At 71.1% G+C, this 21,319-nt stretch carries 22 protein-coding genes; 14 read left to right on the forward strand and 8 right to left on the reverse strand.

Features of this window, described 5'->3' with window-relative positions; translation table 11 throughout:
* The first annotated feature begins 135 nt into the window (after positions 1-135).
* From DEF28_RS08925 to DEF28_RS08955, 7 genes are all read left to right on the forward strand, one after another.
* Positions 136-933 (forward strand): PspA/IM30 family protein, encoded by a 798-nt coding sequence (locus DEF28_RS08925; RefSeq protein WP_114398974.1) that lies wholly within the window; start codon positions 136-138, stop codon positions 931-933.
* Positions 930-1,214 carry a PspA-associated protein PspAA gene (pspAA, locus tag DEF28_RS08930; RefSeq protein ID WP_114398975.1) on the forward strand — a complete coding sequence of 95 codons (285 nt, stop codon included), beginning with the start codon at positions 930-932 and terminating at the stop codon, positions 1,212-1,214. The genes DEF28_RS08925 and pspAA overlap by 4 nt, the downstream gene beginning before the upstream one ends.
* A gap of 317 nt (positions 1,215-1,531) precedes the next feature.
* Positions 1,532-2,455, forward strand: coding sequence for a zinc metalloprotease HtpX (htpX, locus tag DEF28_RS08935; protein ID WP_114398976.1), 924 nt, complete (start codon positions 1,532-1,534; stop codon positions 2,453-2,455).
* 62 nt (positions 2,456-2,517) lie between these two features.
* Positions 2,518-3,102, forward strand: a complete 585-nt coding sequence (gene pspAB, locus DEF28_RS08940; protein WP_114398204.1) for a PspA-associated protein PspAB — start codon at positions 2,518-2,520, stop codon at positions 3,100-3,102.
* A gap of 83 nt (positions 3,103-3,185) precedes the next feature.
* Positions 3,186-4,286, forward strand: a complete 1,101-nt coding sequence (locus DEF28_RS08945; protein WP_114398205.1) for a glycerate kinase family protein — start codon at positions 3,186-3,188, stop codon at positions 4,284-4,286.
* A 212-nt stretch (positions 4,287-4,498) separates the two neighbouring features.
* Positions 4,499-4,849 (forward strand): HesB/IscA family protein, encoded by a 351-nt coding sequence (locus DEF28_RS08950; protein WP_114398206.1) that lies wholly within the window; start codon positions 4,499-4,501, stop codon positions 4,847-4,849.
* Between the two features lie 208 nt (positions 4,850-5,057).
* Complete coding sequence (locus DEF28_RS08955) at positions 5,058-6,032, forward strand: carbohydrate kinase family protein (protein ID WP_114398207.1); 975 nt, start codon at positions 5,058-5,060, stop codon at positions 6,030-6,032.
* Between the two features lie 46 nt (positions 6,033-6,078).
* Here the strand turns inward: DEF28_RS08955 and DEF28_RS27490 are convergent, their stop codons facing one another.
* Positions 6,079-6,570, reverse strand: a complete 492-nt coding sequence (locus tag DEF28_RS27490) for a DUF2470 domain-containing protein (RefSeq protein WP_158562783.1) — start codon at positions 6,568-6,570, stop codon at positions 6,079-6,081.
* 365 nt (positions 6,571-6,935) lie between these two features.
* Here DEF28_RS27490 and rpsD point away from each other — a divergent pair, with 365 nt between their 5' ends.
* Positions 6,936-7,547: a 30S ribosomal protein S4 gene (gene rpsD, locus DEF28_RS08965; RefSeq protein WP_114398209.1), complete on the forward strand. Its 612-nt coding sequence runs from the start codon at positions 6,936-6,938 to the stop codon at positions 7,545-7,547.
* Positions 7,548-7,670: 123 nt separating this feature from the next.
* Here rpsD and DEF28_RS08970 read toward each other — a convergent pair whose 3' ends face one another.
* A complete protein-coding gene (locus tag DEF28_RS08970) occupies positions 7,671-7,907 on the reverse strand; it encodes a sulfurtransferase TusA family protein (RefSeq protein WP_114398210.1) in 237 nt (78 codons plus the stop codon).
* 465 nt (positions 7,908-8,372) lie between these two features.
* Here DEF28_RS08970 and ctaC point away from each other — a divergent pair, with 465 nt between their 5' ends.
* From ctaC to DEF28_RS08990, 4 genes are all read left to right on the forward strand, one after another.
* Complete coding sequence (gene ctaC, locus DEF28_RS08975) at positions 8,373-9,380, forward strand: aa3-type cytochrome oxidase subunit II (protein ID WP_181874315.1); 1,008 nt, start codon at positions 8,373-8,375, stop codon at positions 9,378-9,380.
* Positions 9,377-11,056 carry an aa3-type cytochrome oxidase subunit I gene (ctaD, locus tag DEF28_RS08980; protein WP_114398212.1) on the forward strand — a complete coding sequence of 560 codons (1,680 nt, stop codon included), beginning with the start codon at positions 9,377-9,379 and terminating at the stop codon, positions 11,054-11,056. Before ctaC ends, ctaD begins: the two co-directional genes overlap by 4 nt.
* A gap of 18 nt (positions 11,057-11,074) precedes the next feature.
* Complete coding sequence (locus DEF28_RS08985; protein WP_114398213.1) at positions 11,075-11,500, forward strand: cytochrome c oxidase subunit 4; 426 nt, start codon at positions 11,075-11,077, stop codon at positions 11,498-11,500.
* 218 nt (positions 11,501-11,718) lie between these two features.
* A complete protein-coding gene (locus tag DEF28_RS08990) occupies positions 11,719-13,089 on the forward strand; it encodes a L,D-transpeptidase (protein ID WP_233515189.1) in 1,371 nt (456 codons plus the stop codon).
* Between the two features lie 561 nt (positions 13,090-13,650).
* Here the strand turns inward: DEF28_RS08990 and qcrB are convergent.
* From qcrB to ctaE, 4 genes are read right to left on the reverse strand one after another with little or no spacing between them, the layout of a single operon-like run.
* A complete protein-coding gene (gene qcrB, locus DEF28_RS08995) occupies positions 13,651-15,303 on the reverse strand; it encodes a cytochrome bc1 complex cytochrome b subunit (RefSeq protein WP_114398214.1) in 1,653 nt (550 codons plus the stop codon).
* Positions 15,304-15,306: 3 nt separating this feature from the next.
* Positions 15,307-16,431, reverse strand: a complete 1,125-nt coding sequence (qcrA, locus tag DEF28_RS09000; RefSeq protein ID WP_114398215.1) for a cytochrome bc1 complex Rieske iron-sulfur subunit — start codon at positions 16,429-16,431, stop codon at positions 15,307-15,309.
* On the reverse strand, positions 16,424-17,317 hold the full coding sequence (gene qcrC, locus DEF28_RS09005) for a cytochrome bc1 complex diheme cytochrome c subunit (protein ID WP_114398216.1): 894 nt from the start codon (positions 17,315-17,317) through the stop codon (positions 16,424-16,426). The genes qcrA and qcrC overlap by 8 nt, the downstream gene beginning before the upstream one ends.
* A gap of 16 nt (positions 17,318-17,333) precedes the next feature.
* Positions 17,334-17,960, reverse strand: a complete 627-nt coding sequence (gene ctaE, locus DEF28_RS09010; protein ID WP_181874316.1) for an aa3-type cytochrome oxidase subunit III — start codon at positions 17,958-17,960, stop codon at positions 17,334-17,336.
* Between the two features lie 442 nt (positions 17,961-18,402).
* Here ctaE and DEF28_RS09015 point away from each other — a divergent pair, with 442 nt between their 5' ends.
* Positions 18,403-18,843: a response regulator gene (locus tag DEF28_RS09015; protein ID WP_114398218.1), complete on the forward strand. Its 441-nt coding sequence runs from the start codon at positions 18,403-18,405 to the stop codon at positions 18,841-18,843.
* Positions 18,844-19,105: 262 nt separating this feature from the next.
* Complete coding sequence (gene trpD / locus DEF28_RS09020; protein WP_114398225.1) at positions 19,106-20,158, forward strand: anthranilate phosphoribosyltransferase; 1,053 nt, start codon at positions 19,106-19,108, stop codon at positions 20,156-20,158.
* Positions 20,159-20,224: 66 nt separating this feature from the next.
* Here the strand turns inward: trpD and DEF28_RS09025 are convergent, their stop codons facing one another.
* Positions 20,225-20,500, reverse strand: coding sequence for an Lrp/AsnC family transcriptional regulator (locus tag DEF28_RS09025; protein WP_114398219.1), 276 nt, complete (start codon positions 20,498-20,500; stop codon positions 20,225-20,227).
* Between the two features lie 46 nt (positions 20,501-20,546).
* The gene (locus DEF28_RS09030) at positions 20,547-21,311 is read right to left on the reverse strand and encodes a rhomboid family intramembrane serine protease (protein WP_114398220.1); all 765 of its coding nucleotides are present in this window, start codon (positions 21,309-21,311) and stop codon (positions 20,547-20,549) included.
* Between the last annotated feature and the right edge of the window lie 8 nt (positions 21,312-21,319).

The raw sequence follows: 21,319 nt of genomic DNA on the forward strand, positions 1-21,319 counted from the left end.
GCGGAGCGACGTCGGAACACTCCTTCAGGGTAGCCGGTTCAAGCTTCATGGCGACCTGTCGCAGTAGCGCGTAGGGTTGGATAAAGCGCCCGCTGGGAACAGCCGATACGGACCGAGAAGGGGACGGCCACGCCGATGAGCGTGTTTCAGCGACTTTCCATGATTTTCAAGTCCAAGGCGAACAAAGCCTTGGACTCCGTCGAGGATCCCCGGGAGACCCTCGACTACTCGTACCAGAAGCAGCTGGAACTGCTGCAGAAGGTCCGGCGCGGCGTGGCCGACGTCGCCACCTCCCGCAAGCGGGTGGAGCTGCAGATCCAGCAGCTGGAGCAGCAGTCCAGCAAACTGGAGAACCAGAGCCGCGCCGCCCTCGGCCAGGGGCGTGAGGACCTCGCCCGCGAGGCCCTGACCCGCCGCTCCGGCCTGCAGTCGCAGATCGACGGGCTGCGCCAGCAGCACGAGCAGCTGCAGGGCGAGGAGCAGAAGCTGACGCTGGCCGCGCAGCGCCTCCAGGCCAAGGTCGACTCCTTCCGCACCCGCAAGGAGACCATCAAGGCCACCTACACCGCCGCGCAGGCCCAGACCCAGATCAGCGAGGCGTTCTCCGGCATCTCCGAGGAGATGGGCGACGTCGGTCTGGCCATACAGCGGGCCGAGGACAAGACCGCCGAGATGCAGGCGCGCGCCGGCGCGGTGGACGAGCTGCTGGCCTCCGGCGCCCTGGACGACGTCTCGGGCGTGCAGAAGGACGACATCCAGGCCGAGCTGGACCGCATGGCCAGCACCAACGGCGTCGAGCTGGAGCTGGAGCGCCTGAAGAATGAGCTCGGCCAGGGCAGCGGCTCGGCCGCCCCGCAGATCGAGGGCGGCAGCACCGGTACGTCGAGCTCCGGCAACCAGGTGCAGCCCTACCGGCAGGGGGAGGGCGCGTGATCGTCCGCATCATGGGCGAGGGCCAGCTCGACCTCACGGACGCGGACCTGGACCTGCTCAACGGGTTCGACGAGGCCCTTGAGGGCGCCATCGCGGCCGGCGACGAGGAGCGGTTCCGGCAGGCCCTGAACGACCTGCTGGAGAAGGTGCGCAAGGACGGCAAGCCCCTGCCGCCCGACTCGCTGGAGCCCTCGCAGTTCATCCTCCCGCACGCGGACGCCAGCATGGAGGAGGTCCGCGCCATGCTCGGCGACGAGGGACTCATCCCCGACGTCAGCTGATTCCGCCAGGTGGGCTCCTCCCCTCATCAGGAGCGGCGCACCGGCGACTCCCCGGGTGGCCTACACGACAGCCGCCGCGCGTCCTCCGCGCGGCGGCTGTGTGCGTTGCGGGGCGGTGCGCCGGCGCGACCGGGCGCACCGGCGCGCGGCGGCCTCTAACCCAAATCACACCCGGCGCACCTAGAATCACGACAGGGAGCGCTAAAGAGGACGAAGAGCGCGAAGAGGAGTAGTCGGCGACGGATCGGGCGGCCCCGAGCCCAGGGCCGCCGGCCGAGGACCGGCACCGACCAGGACACCCGCGAAAGGCGCCCGCCGTGGCAGGATCCAGATTCACCCCGGACCGCGGACTCACCACCCGCATGGTCCTCACGATGTCCCTGCTGGGCATCGTGTACGTCGCGTTCGTCATCGCGCTGATCCTCGTCGGCGTGCACTGGGCGCTGGTCCTCCTCGTGGTGGGCGGCGTCGCCCTCGTGCAGTACTTCGCGTCCGACCGGATCGCGCTCTACTCCATGGGCGCCCGCGAGGTGGGCCCGGAGGAGGCACCGGAGCTGCACGCGGTCGTCGACCGGCTGTGCGCCATGGCCGACATGCCCAAACCGCGGGTCGCGGTGGCCGACACCGACGTGCCCAACGCGTTCGCCACCGGCCGCAACGAGAAGAACGCGGTCGTGTGCGCGACCACCGGTATCCTCCGCCGGCTGGACCGGGTGGAGCTGGAGGCGGTCCTGGCCCACGAGCTGTCCCACGTCGCGCACCGCGACGTGATGGTGATGACCATCGCCGGGTTCCTCGGCGTCGTGGCCGGCTTCCTCACCCAGATGGGGCTGCGGTTCATGGCCTTCAGCGGGGGCGGGGGCAGCCGGAACAACAACAACGGGCCGAGCCCCGCCCTGGTGGCCCTGGCGGTCGTCGCGATCAGCGCCGTCGTGTGGGCGCTCAGCTTCCTGCTGACCCGCATGCTGTCGCGCTACCGCGAGCTGTCGGCCGACCGGGCCGCGGCCTACCTGACCGGCCGCCCGTCGGCGCTGGGCAGCGCGCTCACCAAGATCACCGGCGACATGGGGCGCATCCCGTCGCGGGACCTGCGCCAGGCCGAGCCGTTCAACGCCTTCTTCTTCACCCCGGCGTTCTCGCGGAGCGGCTTCAGCCTGAGCCAGCTCTTCGCCACCCACCCGCCGGTCGAGCAGCGGCTGGCCCAGCTCGCCGACATCTCCCGGCAGCTCGGCCAGGGCTGACCCGCCGCGCCGGCCCGCCCGCCGCGACCCCCGCCTGCCCAGTCACGAGAGGACGGACCACGATGAGCTTCCTGCGGGCCCTGCTGGGGCGCTCCAAGCCGGTGAAACCCGACCTGGACCGGCTGTTCGGCCTGCCCTCGGCGGCCGTGACCCTCCAGGCCACCGCCGGCCTGCGGCCCACCGGAACCGGATCCGTGGCGTTCCGCGCCGTCGAGGGGCAGGCGTTCGCCACCCTCCAGCAGGACGTCACCGAGCTGCTGAACGCCGACGCGGGGCCCGCGGTGCAGCCGCTCACCGACGAGTACGGCTACACCTGGCTGGTGGTGCGCACCGATCCCGCGAGCCCGTCCGGGGTCGGTGACCTGGTCACCGACCTGCACGCCGTGAACTCGTCGCTGGAGTCGGCCGGCTACGGCCCCTCCCTGCTGTGCTCGCTCGTGGCCTTCGCCGACGGCCGGGGCCGGCCGGTCGCGCTCGTCTACCTGTACAAGCGGGGCACGTTCTACCCCTTCGCGCCGCTCGCCGGCCAGCGCCGCGACACCGCTCTGGAGCTGCAGGTCGCGGCCGCGGTCGGCGACGACCTGCAGGTCGAGGCGGACAAGTCCCGGTGGTTCCCCGTCTACGGCGCGCCCGGCCTCACCGGGTGAGCCGGCCGGTGCCCCCGCCCGGCGGAGCCGCTGGTCGGGGAGCCGGCCGCGGCGCCGGATGTGCCGCGGTGCACACTTGTGGCGTGCGCATCGTTATCGCCCCTGACAAGTTCGCCGGGACCCTGACCGCGATCGAGGCCGCCCGCGCGGTTGCCGACGGCTGGCGCTCGGCCGACCCGGAGGTCCAGACGGAACTCGTGCCCCTCTCCGACGGCGGACCCGGGTTCGTGGAGGTCCTGCACGCCGCGCTCGGCGGCTCGCTCGTGACCCGCCGGGTCACCGGCCCGCTCGGCGCACCCGTCACGGCGGAGTACCTGCTCGACGGCGAGACCGCCTACCTGGAGAGCGCGCAGGCGTGCGGCCTGCACCTTGTTCCGGCGGCCGAGCGCGACCCCGGCCGGACCACCAGCCGCGGGGTCGGCGAGCTCATCGCCGCCGCCGTCGCCGACGGCGCCCGCACCGTGGTCATCGGCCTGGGCGGCAGCGTCACCAACGACGGCGGTGCCGGCATGCTCGCCGCGCTCGGCGGGACGCCGCACGCCGGCCTCGCGGGCGGCGGGGCGCCCCTGGCCGCGCTGTCCGGCCCGGTGGACCTTGAGCCGGCCCGGCGGGCCGTCGCCGGAGTCCGGCTGGTCGCCGCCACCGACGTGGACAACCCGCTGCTCGGCGAGCACGGCGCCAGCGCCGTGTTCGGACCGCAGAAGGGCGCCGGCCCCGAGCAGGTCCGCCGGCTCGACGCCGCGCTGGCCGCGTTCGCCGACGCCACCGACCCCGGTTCGCTGCGGGACGCTCCCGGAGCGGGAGCGGCCGGCGGCCTGGGGTACGGGCTGCTGCTGCTCGGCGGCACGGTCGAGTCGGGCGTGGCGCGGGTACTGGCCGCGGTGGACCTCGACAGCCAGGCGGCCGCCGCCGACCTGGTGATCACCGGGGAGGGCTCCTTCGACTCCCAGTCGCTGCGCGGCAAGCTCCCGCACGGCGTCGCGCGCGCCGCGGCCGAGCACGGCGTCCCCTGCCTGGTACTGGCCGGCCGGGTCGCGGTGGACCGCCGCGAGGCGGCGGCGGCCGGGGTGACCGAGAGCTACGCGCTCGTCGACTCCGCCGGCTCGGTGGAGGCGGCGCTCGCCCGCCCCTCCGAGGAGCTGCGCGCGCTCGCCGCCGACGTCGCCCGCCGCTGGGGGCGCTGAACGGCACACCGGCGGGACGTGGCGGCGATGCCGCGGAGAACCTAACCTGGAGGACAGCACCATCGGCGTCCGCCGCGGCCGGCCACCGGCCGCGGCCCAGCGGCACAACAGGAATGCACGAGCATCCTCCGACGTTGCCCACTCGTTGGAGGACACGTAGGTGTCAGCGGGTCGCCCTGGCGGCCGCCACCCCGTTTACGAGGAGCTTGCACATGACGGTTCAGAGCGAGGCCATCGCGCAGGGGATCATCCTGACCGACGAGGCCGCGGGCAAGGTCAAGGCCCTGCTGGAGCAGGAGGGCCGGACCGACCTGCGGCTGCGCGTCGCGGTCCAGCCCGGCGGCTGCTCCGGGCTGCGCTACCAGCTGTTCTTCGACGAGCGCGAGCTCGACGGCGACCAGGTGTCGGAGTTCGGCGGCGTCGAGGTCGTCACCGACCGGATGAGCGCCCCCTACCTGATCGGGGCCACGATCGACTTCGTGGACACCATCGAGAAGCAGGGCTTCACCATCGACAACCCGAACGCGACCGGCTCCTGCGCCTGCGGCGACTCCTTCAACTGACGCGCGGCGGCACGACGGCGCCGCCCGGCCCCGGCAGCGGGGGCCGGCCGAAGGCGCACCGCCCGACAGGCCCGCCGGCACGGCCGCGCGGGCCTGCGGCGTCGCGGCTCCTCCCGCGCGGCGGTGCGTCCGCTTCTGGCGCCCGAGGGCACGCTCGGTAGGCTTGGCAGCCTGTTCCGCTTCTCCCGAGACCAAGGAGCCCTCCGCCGTGCGCATCGCGGTTACCGGATCCATCGCCACAGATCACCTGATGACCTTCGAGGGCCGGTTCGCCGAGCAGCTCATCGCCGACCAGCTGGAGCAGGTCTCACTCTCCTTCCTCGTGGACGAGTTGGAGGTGCGGCGCGGCGGCGTCGCCGCCAACATCTCCTTCGCCCTCGGCCGGCTCGGCCTGCACCCGGTGCTGGTGGGCGCGGTCGGCGCCGACTTCGACGAGTACCGCTCCTGGCTGGAGCGGCACGGCGTGGACACCTCGGGGGTGCACGTCTCCGAGATCCGGCACACCGCGCGGTTCGTCTGCACCACCGACCGCGACCACAACCAGATCGCCTCCTTCTACGCCGGTGCCATGGCCGAGGCGCGCAACATCGAGCTGTGGCCGCTCGCCGAGCGGACCGGCGGCTTCGACCTCGTCCTGATCGGCGCCGACGACCCCGAGGGAATGCTGCGGCACAGCGACGAGTGCCGGGACCGCGGCATCCCGTTCGCCGCGGACCCGTCCCAGCAGCTCGCCCGGATGGGCGGCCGGGAGGTCCGCCGGCTGATCGAGGGCGCCGCCTACCTGTTCACCAACGAGTACGAGAAGGCACTCGCGGAGCGCAAGACCAAGTGGAGCGAGGCGGAGGTCCTGGAGCGGGTCGGGGTCCGGATCACCACGCTCGGCGGCAAGGGCGTGCGCATCGAACGCGCGGGCGAGCCGCCGCTGCACGTGCCGGCCGCCGCCGTGAAGACGAAGATCGTCGACCCCACCGGCGTGGGTGACGCGTTCCGGGCCGGCTTCCTGGCCGGGCTGTCCTGGAACCTGACGCTGGAGCGCTGCGCGCAGCTCGGCAACTCCGTGGCCGCGCACTCCCTGGAGGTGGACGGCCCGCAGGAGTACCACCTCACCCGCGCCACGCTGCTGGAGCGGATCGAGATCTCCTACGGCGCCGAGGCCGCCGGCGAGGTGGCCGCGCACGTGTGACCGCCGGGCGCGCCGCCGGCCCCCGGGGTCGGCGGCGCGCCGCCGCTCAGCGCGGCGCGTTCCGGTGCGCGAGGAGTTCGTGCAGCCCCCGCTCCAGGTCGCACGCGGAGCGCGCCGGGTCGCTCCACGGCAGCCGGACGAGCACCGGGCGCCCCCGGTCGTAGGGGGCGACCCACAGGGTCAGCCCGTGGCGGTCGAGCTCCCACAGCCAGGCGGCGCCCTCGGGAGCGGCGGGGACCTGGCCCAGCGCGGCGCCCAGCTCGTCGCGGTGGCAGTCGTTGACGTGGCCGATGATGCGTTCGGCGGCGCCGGTGAGCGGGTCGGGCTCGGCGGCCCGGAAGTCGCCGCCGTCGATGACACCGGCGCTGTCGTAGGTCTCGTACAGCACCGTCGCGGGTTCCACCCTGGCCAGCAGTGGCGCGTCCCACCCCCCGGCTGTGGGAGGATGGTCCACTGCGGCGAGCAGCTCCTCGTCCGGGACCCGTTCCCAGACGGCGAGGGCGGCTTCGCGGCGCTCGCCTGCGGGGACGGTCGACACCCAGCCCTCGCACCACAGGCGAGCGCGTACAGTAGGTGTCCGACCCACATGTCGCAGCGCGGACAGACCGACCCCGACCGCCAGGTCGGACCGGCCGTGCCCGGAGTTCCGAAGTGCCGAGTGCAGCGGATCTCTGGAGCGGAGCAGCAGTACCGCGCGACCGACGTGATCGACCGCCCCACGCACGCTGAAACGCGCGCTGGGATTGTCTGCCAACGCCGCCGTGGTGGGGGTCGCCGTGGCGGCGAGGGAACGCACCCGTTCGAGCTCGGACGGGCCGGGCTGTCGCATGACACCTCCTAGACTTAGGCAAGCCTTACCTAGGATTCCCGCTTTTGCAAGTGACTGAACGACGGAGGACGTGAATGCGCTACACCGGACCCAAGGTGCGGTTGTCCCGGCGCGCGGGTACCCCGCTGACCCGTAAGGCGGTCAGCTACTTCGAGAAGCGGCCCTACCCCCCGGGTGAGCACGGTCGCCGTGTGCGCCGCTCCACGAGCGACTACGCCGTGCGGCAGGCCGAGAAGCAGAAGCTCCGCTGGTACTACGACCTGTCGGAGAAGCAGCTCGCCCGCGTCTACGAGACCGCCAAGAAGCGGCCGGGGCGTACGGGTGAGGAGATGATCGCCGAGCTGGAGCTGCGCCTGGTGACGGTCGTGCTCCGCGCCGGCTTCGCCGCGTCGATCTACGCCGCGCGGCAGTTCATCAGCCACGGCCACATCACCGTGGACGGCAAGAAGGTCGACATCCCGTCGTACCTGGTCAAGCCGGGCCAGATCATCGGTGTCCGCGAGAAGTCGCGGAACATGGTGCCGTTCGTGGAGGCCGCCGAGGGCGTGCACGCCGACGACAAGATCGCCGGCTTCCTCGCGGTGAGCCACAAGGAGCTCCGCATCGCGGTCGTGGACCGGCCCAAGCGCGAGCAGGTGCCGGTGCCCTTCGACGAGCAGCTCGTCGTCGAGTACTACGCGCGCTGACGCGGATCACCGAGGGCCGTGCGACCCCACCGGTCGCGCGGCCCTTCGCTGTCCGGTACCGGAACCGCGCCGCCGCGCCACCGGGCTGTCAGGCCCGTCCCCGGTGGCGCGGCGGTCCGGGCGTCAGTACATCCGCCGGATGTGGAACGCGCTGCCACGCTGCAGCGGGACCTCGGCGACGAACTGCTGCATCTTCAGGCGGCACCACGAGGGGATGTCGCTCCTGGCCGCCGGATCGTCGGCGGTGACCGCGATCACCGAGCCGATCGGCACCTCGCGGAGCCGTCCGGCGAGCATGATGATCGGGATCGGGCACTTGCGGCCGATCGCGTCGATGGTCAGCACTGGCTGCTCCGCCACCGGGACTCCTTACTGCACTGGGCTCGTATCCCAATCTTTACCCACGTGGGCGGCTAAGCGGCACCCGGTTAAGGGTGCCGTAAAACCAGCGATAATCTCGCTGTAGCCCGTACCGGTGACCCGAGGCCGAGCGAGGTGGACGCCGAGGCGAGTCGGCGGCGGGCTGGGCGACACAACGCGACACCGTGACGCCGCGGACGTGCGACCGGGACGGCCCCCGCCCCGCGGCACCCCGCCGAGGCTCGAAGGTGCGGGACGCGTGATGCCACCGGCAGGCGCGACGGTCCGCAGGACCATCGCGCCGCGGTCCGCTGCTCCGCCGGCCGGCCACCGGGACAACACGCTCGCCCCGGGCGCCCGCGATCGGGATCGCGGGCGGTTCGCGCTAGTGTTTCCCGTTGACAAGCTTTGGATATACAACCCGCCCGCGTGCCGCGCGGGCGATCACCGCTGGGAAGGCAATCCGTGAGTCCGACCCGCCATAGGAATCGGCGCGCCGCGCTGCGCCGATGGGCACCACGTGGCGCCGCGCTCGCCGCGTTGGGCATTGCCGCGACCGGCTGCGCGTCGAACGAGTTCACTCGTTTGGGTGTGCCGGAGCCGATCACCGAGCAGGCCGAGCGCGTCCTGGCGCTCTGGCAGGGTTCGTGGGTGGCGGCCTTCGCGGTCGGCATTCTCGTGTGGGGACTGATCATCTGGTCGGTCATCTTCCACCGCAAGCGCTCGGAGCAGCTCCCGCCGCAGGTGCGCTACAACCTGCCCATCGAGGCGCTGTACACCGTGCTGCCCATCGTCGTCATCGCGGTGCTCTTCTACTTCACCGCCCGTGACCAGACCTACCTGCTCGAAACCGACGAGCCGGCCGACGTCAACATCCACGTGAACGCCTTCCAGTGGAGCTGGCAGTTCGTTTACGAGGGTGAGGAGGACGTCAACGGCCACGACGTGTCCGTCGCCGGTATCCCGGGCGAGGACCCGCAGCTGGTCATCCCCAACGACAGCGTCGTCCACTTCGACCTGGAGTCGCCCGACGTCATCCACTCGTTCTGGATCCCGGCGTTCCTCTTCAAGATGGACGTCATCCCGGGGCACCCCAACGAGTTCCAGGTCCGGGTCAACCCCGACGTCGAGGGCACCTTCGCCGGCCGGTGCGCCGAGCTGTGCGGCGTCGACCACTCCCGCATGCTTTTCACCGTGAAGGTGGTCAGCCCCGAGGAGTACCAGGCGTGGCTGGAGCACCAGAAGCAGAACCCCGAGGCCCTTCCGGAGCCCGTGCCGGCCGAGCAGCCGGCCGTCTCGCCGTCCCCGGCGGCGGGTGAGGAAGGCCAGGCGGACACCGCCGCGGACGCTGCCACCGGCGAGCAGACCGGCGACGACACCGACGCGCCCGACACCGAGGCGGGGTCGGAGCAGCAGGAGGCCCGGCAGCCCGACGCGGCGGAGCGGGCCGAAGAGGAGGCGGACCACTCATGACGGCGGTCACCGAGAAACCGGTGAGTCCGGCCGACTCCCGGCCGACCCGCAAGGGGTCGATCATCGTCAACTGGATGACGTCGACCGACCACAAGGTCATCGGGTACATGTACCTGATCACCTCGTTCGGCTTCTTCATCTTCGGCGGCATCCTCGCGCTGCTGATCCGTGCCGAGCTGCTGCACCCCGGCATGGACCTGATGACGAACGAGCAGTTCAACCAGCTGTTCACCATGCACGGCACGATCATGCTGCTGATGTTCGCGACCCCGCTGTTCGTCGGGTTCTCCAACATCATCATGCCGCTGCACATCGGGGCGCCCGACGTGGCGTTCCCGCGGATGAACCTGTTCGGGTACTACCTGTACCTGTTCGGCAGCCTCATCGCCGTGGGCGGGTTCCTCACCCCGGGTGGCGCGGCCAGCTTCGGGTGGTTCGCCTACACGCCGTTGTCCGACGCCGTCCGCTCGCCGGGCCTCGGCGGGGACCTGTGGATCCTCGGCCTGGTCGTCAGCGGCCTGGGCACCATCCTCGGCGCGGTCAACTTCATCACGACCGGCCTGTGCATGCGCGCGCCCGGCATGACGATGTTCCGCATGTCGATCTTCTCCTGGAACACGATGCTGACCAGCGTGCTGGTGCTCATCGCGTTCCCGGTGCTGACCGCCGCGCTGATCGCGCTGGCCGCCGACCGCATCGTGGGGACGCAGGTGTTCCTCCCGGAGCACGGCGGCGCCATCCTGTGGCAGCACCTGTTCTGGTTCTTCGGCCACCCCGAGGTGTACATCATCGCGCTGCCGTTCTTCGGCATCGCGACGGAGATCCTGCCGGTGTTCAGCCGCAAGCCGATCTTCGGCTACAAGAGCCTCGTCGGCGCGACCATCGCCATCGCCGGCCTCTCGGTGACCGTGTGGGCGCACCACATGTTCCCGACCGGCGCGGTGCTGCTGCCGTTCTTCTCGTTCATGACGTTCCTCATCGCGGTGCCCACCGGCGTGAAGTTCTTCAACTGGATCGGCACGATGTGGCGCGGGCAGCTGGACTTCAAGTCCCCGCTGCTGTTCACCGTCGGCTTCATGGTGACGTTCCTGTTCGGCGGTCTCACCGGCGTGCTGCTGGCGTCCCCGCCGATCGACTTCCACGTCACCGACACCTACTTCGTGGTGGCGCACTTCCACTACGTCGTCTTCGGCACCGTGGTGTTCGCGATGTTCGCCGGCTTCTACTACTGGTGGCCGAAGTTCACCGGCAAGATGCTGAACGAGAAGCTCGCCAAGATCCACTTCTGGCTGCTGTTCCTCGGCTTCCACGGCACGTTCCTCGTGCAGCACTGGCTGGGCGCGGCGGGCTTCCCGCGGCGCTACGCCGACTACCTGCCGGGTGACGGCTTCACCGCCATGAACCAGTTCTCCTCCTACGCGTCGTTCGTGCTGGGCGCCTCCACGCTGGTGTTCTTCTGGAACGTGTGGATCACCCACAAGAACGCGCCCAAGGTGGAGGTGGACGACCCGTGGGGCTACGGTTGCTCGCTTGAGTGGGCGACCTCGTGCCCGCCGCCGCGGCACAACTTCACCTCGCTGCCCCGCATCCGGTCCGAGCGCCCCGCGTTCGACCTGCACCACCCGCACGCCGCCGCGCCCGGCGCGGTCCCGGCCGCGGCCGCCGGCGAGAAGTAGGAGAGGAGGAGTAACGACATGAAGATGCAGGCGTACCTGTTCATGGGCGTCTCGACGTTCTTCGGGGTCGTCGCGGCCCTCTACGCCTACTGGGCGTGGGCGGTCGAGGGCCACATCGAGTGGACCGGCACCGTCGCGCTGGTCGTCTCCGTCGGCTTCGGGTGGATGGTCGGCTTCTGGCTGTGGCAGGCCGCCCGGCGCAGCGAGCGGCACCACGGCCTGGCCCCCGAGGAGCGTCCCGAGGGCGAGATCGCGGAGAACGCCGGCGAGTACGGGTTCTTCAGCCCGCACAGCTGGTGGCCGCTGTTCGTCGCGGCGGCGGTGGCGTTCACCGCCGTGGGCGTGGCGATCGGCTGGTGGATGGTCTTCGTCGGTGGTTTCGCCATCATCCTGACCGCCATCGGCTGGGTGTTCGAGTACTACCGCAAGGAGTTCCAGCACTAGTGAGGTGATCTGCCCCTTTGGGGGGCAGATTGTCTGATCTGTAACCCCGGTTGGGTACTGATTTCCTCGGAGATCGGCGCCTTGCCGGGGTATTCTCATTTGGGCGGTCCAGGCCCTCTGATACGGGTCGTCCCCTTGGTCGCCCCTGCTAGGGCTTGTGGTTCTTGTCGGTTTTTCTTGGAACCTGTTTGCTCGACCGCACGTCCAACGGGGACCGAATGACACCGGTCGAGCTGATGCTGGAGGTCGCACGCGTGAAGGGCAGCGCATTCCCACCGACACTGCGTCGTGTGGGCGTCGGACTGGTCGGGGCGGGCCTCCTTCTCGCCACGGCGTGCTCCGGCACCGGGGCGGACACCGCGGGCGCCGAGGGGGACGGCGACCCGGTCGAGCTCCGGATCACCCCCGAGGACGGCGCGACCGAGGTGCGTCCCGACTCCCCCATCACGGTGACCGCGGCGAACGGCACCATCACCGACGTCAAGGTGGAGCAGGCCCCGCCAGAGGGGCAGGCCGCCGACGCCTCCGCGGAGGAGGGCGGGGCCGCCGAGCTCGCCGTCCTGACCGGCACCCTGAACGAGGACAAGACCGAGTGGGTGAGCGACTGGACGCTCACGCCCGGCAGCGAGGTCACGGTGACCGCCACGGCGGAGGGGGCCGACGGCGAGACCGCCGAGGTCGTCAGCGCCTTCACCGCCCTGCCCGCGTCCGAGGGCCAGCGGCTGGAGCTCGTGTCGAACTTCCCGATGAGCGACGACACGGTCGGCGTCGGTATGCCCATCATCGTCAACTTCGACCTGCCGGTGCAGAACAAGGCCCAGGTCGAGGCGGCCATGGAGGTCGTCTCGGAGAAGCCGGCGGTCGGCGCGTGGAACTGGTTCGGCGACCAGATGGCGGTGTTCCGCACCGAGGACTACTGGGAGCCGGACCAGAACGTCACGGTGAACCTGCACCTCGCCGGCGTCCAAGCCAGTGAGGGCGTGTACGGGGTCGAGAACTACCAGATCGACTTCACGGTCGGCCGCGAGCAGATCACCACGGTGGACAACGACACCCACCAGGCCGTGGTCGAGAGCGGCGGCGAGACCGTCCGTGAGTTCCCGATCAGCAACGGCAACGGCTCCACCCGTGCCTACACCACCACCACCGGCGTGCATCTGACCATGGAGAAGTACCAGCACCTGGTCATGGACTCGGCCACGGTCGGTATCCCCGAGGGCCACCCCGACTACTACAAGCTGGACGTCAACTACGCGGTCCGGTTCTCCAACAGCGGCGAGTTCCTGCACGCGGCGCCCTGGAACGGCTCGCTCGGCCAGGCCAACCTGAGCCACGGCTGCACCAACGCCAGCACCGAGGACGCCCGCTGGTTCTACGAGAACTCCCTCATGGGCGACCCCTACATCGTGACCGGCACCGACCGCGAGTTGGAGGTCGACAACGGGTGGGGCTACTGGCAGCGCTCCTGGGACGAGTGGCTGGAGAACAGCGCCACCGGTGAGGCCGACGCCACCGACGAGCCCGGTACCCCCGGCTCGCCGTTCGGCATCCCCGCCGACGCGCAGGCGTCCCCGGTCTCCGCGAACTAGGACCCCTTCCCCTCGGTCCACCGCACGATCCCACGGCCCCCGGAGCCCGCTCCGGGGGCCGTGCGCCATCACAGGGACCGGGAAGCGTCCCGGACGCGGACCGCGGCAGTATCCCGCCAGGTGAGGACGCGGCCCACGTCCGTCTCCGGCCGCTGGGGCTCCGGGCCCGGGCGCGGGCCCCCGAGCGGCCTCCAGGTCCGGGAGAGGGCGTCCTCCCGGCCCCGGAGGCCGCTTCCGCGCCCGTGCGCCTCGCCGGCACCGGCCCGGGCGTCCGCGGGGCCTCCGCGGCGGGGCGGGCGGACCGGCGGATCCGCCTCTCGGCCGCCGCCTGCCGCGCGGAGCCGGCCCCGCGTCCGGCCCTGCCGCCCGCCCGGGCCCCGTGGTGCTGCCCCGTCCCGGCCGCCGCGCGGGCGGGCCTGACGGTGCCGCGGTGGTGCGCCCGCCACCAGGCCCTCCCGGTGCCCGCGGACCGCCGATCGCAGCACGAAGGCCCGGCCCCCTTGCGGGGTCCGGGCCTTCGGAGACGGTCCTGGGCGGCGCTCAGCGCGACGCTGCGGGCCGTCAGTGGGTGTTCGCTGGCTCCTGCTCCGCCCCGGCCGTGGCGTGGCCGTGGTGGAGGTGGTGGCCGCTGTGCGGCTCGACGCCCTCGAAGGAGATGTTGTCCTTCGTGTACCAGTGCGCCAGCCGGTTGCGGAGGCGGCCCATGACGCTGCGGGCCTCGGGCGACTCCACGCCCTCCTCGTCGGTGGCCTCGACGTCGATCCGCGGCACCGGGCGCTTGCTCCGCAGCACGTGCACGGTCTCCGGCGACGACGTCTTGTGCACCTCGATGAACTCACCGCTCGGCAGCTGCTCGATGGTGCCGCTCTCGTAGCCGTGCTCCAGCGTCTCGCGGTCCCGGCGCTGCAGACCCAGGCAGATCCGCTTGGTGACGATGAAGGCGACGACCGGCCCGACGATGACACCGACCCGGAAGATCCAGGTGGTCAGGTACAGGTTGATCGAGAACGTCTCCGAGATGATGTCGTTCGACCCGGCCAGCCAGAGCAGGCCGTACACCACGGACGCGGCGACGCCGAGCGCCGTGCGGGTCGGGGCGTTGCGCGGGCGGTCCGCGACGTTGTGGTGCTCCCGGTCGCGGGTGATCCACTGCTCGATCCACGGCCACGCGATCAGCGCGACGGCGAGCAGGCCGAGGCTCCCCAGGCCCGGCACCAGCACCGCGACGGGAACCGCGTACCCCGCGATGTTGAAGTCGAACCAGTTTGGGAAGATGCGCAGCGCCCCCTCCATGAAGCCCATGTACCAGTCGGGCTGCAGACCCGAGGTGATGGACGTCGGAGTGAACGGGCCGAACAGGTGGATCGGGTTGATCTGCACGAACGCGCTGAGGCCCACGATGACCGCGAACGTGAAGAAGAAGAACCCGCCCGCCTTGACGGCGAACGCCGGGTACATCGGTGTTCCGACGACCTTCTTCTCCGTGCGTCCGGTCCCCGGGTACTGCGTGTGCTTCTGGTGCCACAGGATCATGAAGTGCGCCACGATGAGCGCCAGCAGGATGCCCGGGATCAGCAGGATGTGCAGCATGTACAGCCGGGGGATGATGTCCTCGCCGGGGAACTCCCCGCCGAACAGGAACATCATCACGTAGGTGCCGATCACCGGGATCGACAGGATCACGCCCTGGAGGATCCGCACGCCCATGCCCGAGGGCAGGTCGTCCGGCAGCGAGTAGCCGAAGAGGCCCTCGACGAAGGACAGGAGCAGGATGATCGCGCCGATCGTCCAGTTGATCTCCCGCGGCTTGCGGAACGCGCCGGTGAAGAACACCCGGAGCATGTGGATCGTCATGGACGCGACGAAGATCAGCGCCGCCCAGTGGTGGATCTGCCGCATGAGCAGACCGCCGCGGACGTCGAACGTGATGTGCAGCGTCGAGGCGTAGGCCTCGCTCATCAGCACGCCGTTCAGCCGCTCGTAGGAGCCGTCGTAGACGATCTCGGTCATGCTCGGCTTGAACCACAGGGTGAGGAACACCCCGGTGAGCAGCAGGATGATGAACGAGTAGAGGGCGATCTCGCCCAGCATGAACGACCAGTGGTTCGGGAAGACCTTGCGCAGGTTCTTCTCGCCCGTCTTGGCCAGGTGGAAGCGGTCGTCGATGAAGTTCCCGACCGCGCGCAGCGACTTGGGTGCCGGCGTGTCACTCATCTGCTAGTCACCCTTCTCCGCGTCCCAGAACGTCGGACCGACCGCGCTGGAGAAGTCGCCGGCCGCGACGAGGTAGCCCTCGTCGTCGACCCGCAGCGGCAGCTGCGGCAGGGGCCGGTGGGCCGGGCCGAAGACGACCTTGGCGCCGTTGGCGGCGTCGAAGGTCGACTGGTGGCACGGGCACAGGATCCGGTGCGTCGTCCGCTCGTACAGCGCCGCCGGGCACCCGACGTGCGTGCAGATCTTGGAGTACGCGACGATCCCGTCGGCGGTCCAGGAACGCTGCTGCTCCGTCATGTCCGGGCCGAACTCGTCCATCTTGATGAGCAGGATGACGGCCTTGGCCTGCTCGTTGAGGGTGAGCCCGTGGCCGTGCTCGCCCTCGTGCGGGGCCTTGGGCAGCGCGCTGATCATGCCGCCGACCCGGTCGAGGTCGGTCGCGCGGATCTCGCGGTCGGTGCCCTCGACCACCATGCGCATGCCCGACTCCCACATGGTGTGCTTCAGGCGGTCGCCGGGCAGCGGCCCGGTGTCGCGCAGCAGCACGACGGGGGCGAGGCCCAGCGGCAGCATCGCGGCGATCAGCGTCCGCCGCATCAGCGGGCGCTTGGTGAAGCCGCTCTCGTGCGCACCCCGCATGAAGAAGTCGCTGAACGACGACTTCTCCTTGGGGGAGGAGGGGAGCTCGTCGTACGGCGTGGAGACCTCGTAGTGCGGCATCACCTGGCGGGCCCACACGGTCATGCCCGCGCCGATGGCGAACAGCGACAGGGCGAGCGTGCCGCCCATGGCCATGTTGGCGAGCTGCGCCGTGGCCGGGTGGGCGATCGACGGCGCGCCGTCGGCCGCCGGCGGGAACAGGAAGTAGCTCACCAGGAAGCCGACGCCCGAGACGAACGCGACGAGGAACCACAGCGCGGCGGACCTCTCGCCCTTGCGCTGCTGCTCCTCGGTCCGGGGGTGCGTCTCCACGGCGGGATACGGCCCGATGTGCCGCTGCTGGGAGGACGCCGCCGACTCCTCGGTGCCCGACACGAGCGTGTCGCCGTCGGCGGTGGGGGTGCCGATGACGCGGTCGCGGCCTTCCGCACCGGCCCCGGCGCCGTTGAGGTTGTTGTTATCAGTCATGGGCTCGCTGCTTCGCGGTGATCCAGATCGCGCACGCCACGATCAGGGTGATGCCGACGGTCCAGCCGACGAAGCCCTCGGCGACCTGCCCGATCCGGTCGAGGGCGAAGACGCCGCCGGCGTTCGGCTCGGCCTGCAGGTCCTTCACGTAGCCGATCAGGTCCTGCTTCTCGTCGGGGGTGAGGGTGGTGTCGTTGAACAGCGGCATGGCTCCGGGGCCGGTGAGCATGGCCTCGTAGAGCTGACGCGGGCTCGCCTCGTGCAGCTCGGGGGCCCAGCGCCCGTCCGTGAGCGCGCCGCCGGCGCCGGACCAGCTGTGGCAGTGTGCGCAGTTGGCCAGGTAGAGCTTCATGCCGGCCTCGGTGTCGCCGCCGGCGATGTACTCCTCGTAGGCCGCGTCGTAGGTCTCCCTGGCGGCCTCGTACTCCTCCTCGCTCTCGAAGTCCGAGCGCTGCGGTGCGGTCGCGGGCACGTTGGTCGGCACGGCCGGGCCCTCGCCGAACGTCGCGACGTAGGCCGCCAGGTTGTCGATCTCCTCCTGGGTGAAGGGGGTCGGGCGCCGGGGCATCTGCGCGTCGGGGTTCATGGACGGCATGCGGCCGGTGCTCACCTGGAAGTCCACCGACGCGGCGCCGACGTTGGTCAGGTCCGGGCCGGTCTCCGTCCCGGCGCCCTGCGGGCCGTGGCAGCTGGCGCAGCTCTCGGTGAAGATCTGCCTGCCCTCGCGCAGGTCGACGTCAGGAGCGTCGGCCGCGACGGTCTGCGCCTGCGCCCGGTCGGCACTGGGCGCCACGAAGGCGTACCCCACCCCGACGAACGCCAGCGCGAGTATGACGACGACATACCCCGCCAGGGGATGCCGTCGCCGCGCGGTAATCCATTTCACGGTTTCCCCGTTCGGGTTACTGAAGGAAGTAGATGGTTGCGAACAAAGCGATCCAGACGACGTCAACGAAGTGCCAGTAGTAGGACACAACGATGGCGCTGGTTGCCTGCTGGTGAGTGAAGCGCTTCGCGGCGTACGTGCGTCCCAGCATGATCAGGAACGCGATCAGACCACCGATCACGTGGAGGCCGTGGAACCCCGTGGTGAGGTAGAACATCGAGCCGTACGCGTCGGACTGGAGCGTCAGTCCCTCGTGCACGATGAGCTCGTAGTACTCATAGGCCTGCCCCAGAACGAAGATCAGGCCCATGAAGAACGAGATGAAGAACCACTTACGGAGCTTCCGCACGTCACCGCGTTCGGCCGCGATGACGCCGGCCTGGGCGGTGAAGCTGGAGGCCACGAGAATCACGGTGATACCGAGCGCCCACGGCACGTTCAGGTGCACGGAGGGCCACTCGCCTAGGGAGGGATCGCCCTTGGTCACCGATCGGATGGTGTAGTACATCGCGAACAGCGCCGCAAAGAACATGAGCTCGTTGGCCAACCAGACGATGGTGCCAACGCTCACCAGGTCAGGTCGCTTCGCCGCACCATGCACTGGTGTCGGTCCTGTTTCTTGGTTCGCGGTTGCTGTCGCCACGGGAGCATTATTGCGGCATCTGACGAGGGTCGTTGCACGACCCCCCGTAACGCGTCGCCGGGGCCCGCCCTCGGGGCGACCGGGCGGGTGATCTCGCCGGATCCGCCGTGACGTCCCCGTGACCTGCCGGTACCGCCGCCGGGGGCGCCCGGTGCGCTCGGGGCGGAGCCCGGGTTCCGGGCCGGCCACCGCCGTGTCCGGGCCGGGCGCGTTATGGGTTTGTGGTGTCGACCGTGGCCGGGCCGTGTCGGGCCGGCCGGGCCGCAGGGCCCGGAATGCTTCCTATCCGGGGGCGCTGCTGGCATCCTGTCGTGTCGAAGCTCTCAGGGCAATAGGCTCGGAGTGTGGGCGATCCGGCCTGCTGCGGCCGGTGTGGAAACGATCGCGACCGGGTAGTAAACCGACTCCCCGTGCGCGGGGACGATCCCAAGGGCGGTTCAGCATGGCGGACAGCGGTACCGGACACGGCGGGCACACCACCACGATGCGCGTCCTCATCTACAGCGACAACGCGGCCGTGCGCGAGAACGTGCGGCTCTCCATCGGCCGGCGGCCGGCCGCCGACGTCCCCAAGGTGGAGTTCGTCGAGTGCGCCACCGCGCCGGCGACCGTCCGGCGGCTGGAGGAGGGCGGCGTCGACATCGCCATCCTGGACGGCGAGGCCGTCCCGGCCGGCGGCATGGGCCTGTGCCGGCAGGTCAAGGACGAGATCTACCAGTGCCCGCCGGTGCTCCTGCTCATCGGCCGGCGCGACGACGGCTGGCTGGCCACCTGGTCGGGCGCGGACCGGGTCGTGAGCCACCCGATCGACCCCGTCGCCCTGGCCGAGTCGCTCGCCGACCTCATGCGGCAGCGTACGGAGCGGCTCGCGGCCGCACGGTAACGTCGGACACGTCCGCACCCCGCCCCGGGAGAGGGGCGGGGACCCACGATGACCAGATGGATCGCTTCTCCCATGGTGTGCGTACAGTGTTTCGGTTCCGGCGCGTCCGAGGACGGCGGCCGGTGCTCCGGGCCGCGTGAGCGGTTCGGCGGCGCGCCTCGGCGCGGATCGGGCGCAAACGGCGCCGGCGGCCGATGGCGCCGCTGAGCACCACGCCGACGCCACCGAGAGCACGCACCGGAAGAAGCGGAGACACAGCACCGTGAACAGCCCCGAACGCACCTGGCCGTCCCTCGTCGGCTCACTCCTGGCCGGCAGGTCGCTCACCGCCGACGACACCCAGTGGGCGATGAACGAGATCATGTCCGGCTCGGCCACCGACGTGCAGGTCGCCGGGTTCGCCGTCGCGATGCGCGCCAAGGGCGAGACCGCCGAAGAGGTGGCCGGACTCGCCCGCGGCATGCTGGACAACGCGGTCCGGGTCTCGGTGCCCGGACCGACCCTCGACATCGTCGGCACCGGCGGCGACCAGGCGCACACCGTCAACGTGTCCACCATGGCGGTGCTCGCGGCCGCGGCGGCCGGCGCGCGGGTGGTCAAGCACGGCAACCGGGCGGCCTCCTCCTCGTGCGGCACCGCCGACGTGCTGGAGCGCCTGGGCGTGGTGATCGACCTCGCGCCGGAGCACACCGCGCGGATGGTCGAGGAGGCCGGGGTCGCCTTCTGCTTCGCTCCGCTGTTCCACCCCTCCTACCGGCACACGGCCCGGGCCCGGCGGGAGCTGGCGGTGCCCACCGTGTTCAACTTCCTCGGGCCGCTGACCAACCCGGCCCGGCCGAGCGCGGCCGCGGTCGGGGTCTTCGACCCGCGCATGTGCGAGGTGGTCGCCGGGGTGTTCGCCGAGCGAGGCGACACCGCTCTGGTGTTCCGCGGCGACGACGGCCTCGACGAGCTGACGACCACCACCACCTCGACGGTGTGGGTGGTGCGCGACGGCGGGGTGCGCCGCGAGCGGCTGGACCCGGCGGCGCTCGGGATCGGGCGCGCCGCCCCGGACGCGCTGCGCGGCGGCGACGTCGAGTTCAACGCCGGGGTGGTGCGCGACTTCGTCGCCGGCCGTCCGGGTCCGGTGCGCGACGCGGTGCTGCTGAACGCGGCGGCCGCGCTCGCCGCGGCCGACGGCGTCACCGGGACGTTGGAGGACGCGCTGGCCGCCGGCTACGCGCGCGCCGCCGCCGCGGTCGACAGCGGTGGCGCCGCGGCCGTGCTGCAGCGCTGGATCGAGACCAGCCAGGCGCTCGCGAAGCAGTCCTGACGGAAGGGAGCGGGGCCGGCCGGGACCGGCCCCGCGCGGACCGGTCCCGGCCGGGCGCCCGCGACGCTACAGCCCGAGCGAGAACGCGGCCTCCAGGTCGTGCCGCGAGTACGTGTGGAACGCGATGTGGGTGTCGGAGGACAGCACGCCCGGCACCTGGTTCACCCGGTTCGGGATCACCTCGGCGAGCTCCTCGTGCTCGCGTACCCGCACGATCGCGATCAGGTCCACGCCGCCGGTGACCGAGTAGACCTCGCTGACCCCGTCGGTCTCGGCGATCGCCTCGGCGACCTCGGGGATGCGGTTCACGTCGGTCTTGATCAGGACGATCGCGGTGATCACGGTCGGGGCCTCCTGGCGTGGGCGGCTGACGGGCGGCTCGCGCGGCTCAGTGCACGTCGGAGAGCCGGGAGCCGGCGCGCCAGCGGATCCGGTAGATGAGCAGCCCACCGATCACCCCGGCGACGAAGCCGTACACGTGGGCGGCGTAGGCCGTCTGGGTGTCCGCGCCGGGGAAGAGGGTGAGGCTGACGTACAGAAAATACTGGAGGACGAAGTAGGTGGCCACGAGCACCCAGCCGGGCAGCCGCACCGGGATGACGCCGAACACCAGGGTGATGACCCGGCTCCGGAACTGCACCACCAGGTAGCCGCCGAGGACGCCCGAGATGGCGCCGGACGCGCCGACCAGCGGCACGCTGGCCTCGGCCCCCTGGCCGAGCGCGAAGCAGTAGCAGGCCACGATCCCGCTGACCAGGTAGAAGCCGAGGTAGCGCAGCCGGCCGAGCCGGTCCTCCACGCACGGGCCGAACACGAACAGGTACACCATGTTGCTCAGCAGGTGCAGTGCGCTGCCGTGCAGGAACATCGACGTGAACGCCGACAGAGCGGGGACCTTGTGGAAGTCCGCGCCCGCGCACTGGGACGGGTCCGCGAGTTGGCGGCCGCTCAGCAGCTCGGCGGGGACGGCGGCCCACCGCATGATGTAGACGTCCACCGCGCAGGCCCGCGCCAGCGGCTCGGCTCCGTACCAGACCGCCATCTGCGACAGCGGCGACAGCAGGTAGACGCCGACGTTCACCGCGATGAGCAGGTAGGTGACGACCGGGACCCGGCGCACCGGGTAGTCGTCGCTGAGCGGGATGCCGGCCATCTGCCTCG

Source organism: Marinitenerispora sediminis (assembly GCF_003336425.1).
Taxonomy (GTDB): Bacteria; Actinomycetota; Actinomycetes; order Streptosporangiales; family Streptosporangiaceae; genus Marinitenerispora; species Marinitenerispora sediminis.

What these genes read in the sequence shown, in the direction of transcription:
- DEF28_RS08925 (WP_114398974.1), top strand. Translation starts at nt 136, where the DNA reads ATGAGCGTGTTTCAGCGACTTTCCATGATTTTCAAGTCCAAGGCGAAC.
- pspAB (WP_114398204.1), top strand. Translation starts at nt 2,518, where the DNA reads ATGAGCTTCCTGCGGGCCCTGCTGGGGCGCTCCAAGCCGGTGAAACCC.
- DEF28_RS08950 (WP_114398206.1), top strand. Translation starts at nt 4,499, where the DNA reads ATGACGGTTCAGAGCGAGGCCATCGCGCAGGGGATCATCCTGACCGAC.
- rpsD (WP_114398209.1), top strand. Translation starts at nt 6,936, where the DNA reads ATGCGCTACACCGGACCCAAGGTGCGGTTGTCCCGGCGCGCGGGTACC.
- ctaD (WP_114398212.1), top strand. Translation starts at nt 9,377, where the DNA reads ATGACGGCGGTCACCGAGAAACCGGTGAGTCCGGCCGACTCCCGGCCG.
- DEF28_RS08985 (WP_114398213.1), top strand. Translation starts at nt 11,075, where the DNA reads ATGAAGATGCAGGCGTACCTGTTCATGGGCGTCTCGACGTTCTTCGGG.
- DEF28_RS08990 (WP_233515189.1), top strand. Translation starts at nt 11,719, where the DNA reads ATGACACCGGTCGAGCTGATGCTGGAGGTCGCACGCGTGAAGGGCAGC.
- qcrB (WP_114398214.1), bottom strand. Translation starts at nt 15,303, where the DNA reads ATGAGTGACACGCCGGCACCCAAGTCGCTGCGCGCGGTCGGGAACTTC.
- qcrA (WP_114398215.1), bottom strand. Translation starts at nt 16,431, where the DNA reads ATGACTGATAACAACAACCTCAACGGCGCCGGGGCCGGTGCGGAAGGC.
- DEF28_RS09015 (WP_114398218.1), top strand. Translation starts at nt 18,403, where the DNA reads ATGGCGGACAGCGGTACCGGACACGGCGGGCACACCACCACGATGCGC.
- DEF28_RS09030 (WP_114398220.1), bottom strand. Translation starts at nt 21,311, where the DNA reads ATGGCCGGCATCCCGCTCAGCGACGACTACCCGGTGCGCCGGGTCCCG.